This is a genomic window from Yoonia sp., assembly GCF_036770585.1.
Classification (GTDB): domain Bacteria; phylum Pseudomonadota; class Alphaproteobacteria; order Rhodobacterales; family Rhodobacteraceae; genus Yoonia.
Map to the genome: position 1 here is coordinate 1 of NZ_DAIPIW010000116.1, position 2,395 is coordinate 2,395.

A 2,395-nucleotide genomic window follows, 5' to 3' on the forward strand; every position below is an offset into this window, starting at 1 on the left:
TTGCTGGACAGTTGCATGTCCTGCGCGGTGATGACGATGACGCCCAAAGGCTCGGTCTACACCACACTGGAATACAAGGTGAACCTGACCGGGGCCATTCCCGTGGGCGGCGAGATTCTGGCGACCGGCATCATCGACCATGCGGGGCGCTCGACCGGGGTCGCCCATGGCGAGATCAGGGATGCCACGACAGGCAAGCTTTACGCCACGGGGTCAGCCACTTGTCTGATCATGAAACTGCGGGGCTAGAACATCCCGCGGTGCGGTCTGTCCGGTGACGCTTTCGTGGATCCGTTCGGACGGGTCACGGCCAATTCTTCGCTTCCACCGGATCAGCGCGACCTTCGCAAAGCCGCGCCAGCCGCCGACCGACGGCGCCGAGACATCCTGCACAAAGCGACCGCGCCAACCGGACGGCAAGGGCAGGCCGCAGCCCTCGAGCCGGTCCAGCATCCAGACCAGCGGGATATTGGCCAGCGGGCGGGCTGGCGGAAAGTGGCGGACCTGCCCGCCGACGTCGGCATGGTTGCCGCGAAACCAGACCTGTTCGACATGGGCGCTGGTCGTCGCATCCGTGGTCCACATGATCGGCTGATAGGCCACGCGCGTCTCGTCCATGCCCAGCGCGTGAAACCCGTGCCGGATATAGGGGCCAAGCGCATGGTTGTGAAAGCCGTGCCGCCCTTCGGAAAAGCGCCAGACGATCGGCAGGCGCAGGCCCAGCGCCTTGACGGTATCCCAGACGGCGACGGCCTCGATCTGCACGTCCTTGTGACAGTAATGGTCGCGAAAGGCGCGCGCGGCGTCACCCATCGCGCCCAGCCGATAGTGTCGGTAAGCCTGCGTGATCACCCGCTCTGTCGCGCAGTCGTGCTTGACCAGCCCCACCTGATCCACCGCCCCCGCCAGCGAGCGCACGGCATAGGCCCCGCGTGAATAGCCGATCAGCACGATCCGGTCGCCCGGGCGATAGCGACTGGCCAGCACGCCATAGGCCCGCGCGATCTGCCTGTTGATCCCCTTGCCGGTGATCACATCCCACATGTTGCGCCAATAGCGCCACTGGATGCCCGCTTCGTAGTGGATCGTCAGGTTGGCCCGCCGCCCTGCTTCGAGTAGCAGCTTGTAGGTTAGGCCGGCGTTGGTTTCCTCGCCCTCGGCAAGCGAGGACATGGTCCCGTCAAGAATGATCACATGGGTCGCGGGCCCCTTGCCGCGCAGGCCGTCCTCTTCGGTGCGGGGACGCCGCCCGAAGAGGCCGAAGACCCAATCACGCAGCGACACTGTCACCCTTCGCGCGCGCTATCGCCTGCCAGACGCGGTGCGGCGTGAACGGCATTTCCAGATCGCGCACGCCATGGTCCCAAAGCGCATCGACCACCGCATTGTTCACGGCGGCAAGCGCGCCGACCGTGCCTGCCTCGCCACAGCCTTTCATCCCCATGGGATTGTAAAGCGACGGCGTGCATTCCGTTGAAAAACCGATCATGGGCACATCATCGGGCCGCGGCATGCCGTAGTCCATGAACGTTGCCGTGAGGAGTTGCCCGTCCTCGTCATAGACCACACGCTCGGTCAGCGCCTGCCCGATCCCCTGCGCCACCCCGCCATGCACCTGCCCCTCGGCCAGCATCGGGTTGATCAGGTTGCCGAAGTCATCGACGACCGTATAGCGGTCGACCTTCACCACGCCTGTCTCGGGGTCGATCTCGACCTCGGCGACATGGGCGCCATTGGGAAAGCTGCGGTTGTCCAGCTTGATGCGGGCGCTGTGCTTCAGCAGGTCTTCGCGTCCCGCCGCGCGGGCCATGTCGGCAACCTCGAGCATCGTGGGGGTCAGGTTCGATCCCGCGATGCGGAACCGTTCGTCGTCGAAACTGACGGCCGCTGCATCGACGCCCTCCTGCTCGGCCAGAAAGGCGGTGAAGGCGGTCACCATCGTCTCGACCGTGGCGAGTGTCGCGGTGTTCTGCACCGTCACCGACCGCGACCCGCCAGTGCCGCCGCCCGTCGCGATCAGGTCGCTGTCGCCTTGGATCACCCTGACCTTGTCGGCGGGGATGCCTGTCTGATCGGACAGGAACTGCGCATAGACCGTCTCGTGTCCCTGCCCGTTCGACTGGGTGCCGACATAGATCAGCGCACCGCCGTCCTTGAATTCGACCGTCGTCGTTTCTGCCGGATCCCCGAGGATGCTTTCGATGTAATAGCAAAGCCCCTGCCCGCGCAGCTTGCCCGCCGCAGCCGCGGCGGCTCGGCGCGCAGGAAAGCCTTCGCGGTCGGCCTCGCGCGCGGCGCTGGCCAGGACCATCGGGAAATTGCCCACGTCATAGGGAAGGCCCGTGACCGAGGTATAGGGAAACTGGTCGGGCCGGATGAAGTTCTTCAGCCGCAA

Annotated in this window: 3 protein-coding genes; 1 reads left to right on the top strand and 2 read right to left on the bottom strand. The window is 65.5% G+C overall.

From position 1 onward, the window contains the following. A partial coding sequence (locus tag V7N12_RS13605) for a PaaI family thioesterase (protein ID WP_333715179.1) occupies window positions 1-249 on the top strand: 249 nt, incomplete at its 5' end. Here the strand turns inward: V7N12_RS13605 and V7N12_RS13610 are convergent. Then, window positions 214-1,284: a DUF2235 domain-containing protein gene (locus V7N12_RS13610; protein WP_333715180.1), complete on the bottom strand. Its 1,071-nt coding sequence runs from the start codon at window positions 1,282-1,284 to the stop codon at window positions 214-216. The two genes, V7N12_RS13605 and V7N12_RS13610, sit on opposite strands and share 36 nt — an antisense overlap. Further along, the coding region (locus V7N12_RS13615) for a xanthine dehydrogenase family protein molybdopterin-binding subunit (RefSeq protein WP_333715181.1) at window positions 1,271-2,395 on the bottom strand (1,125 nt) is incomplete at its 5' end. The genes V7N12_RS13615 and V7N12_RS13610, both read right to left, overlap by 14 nt.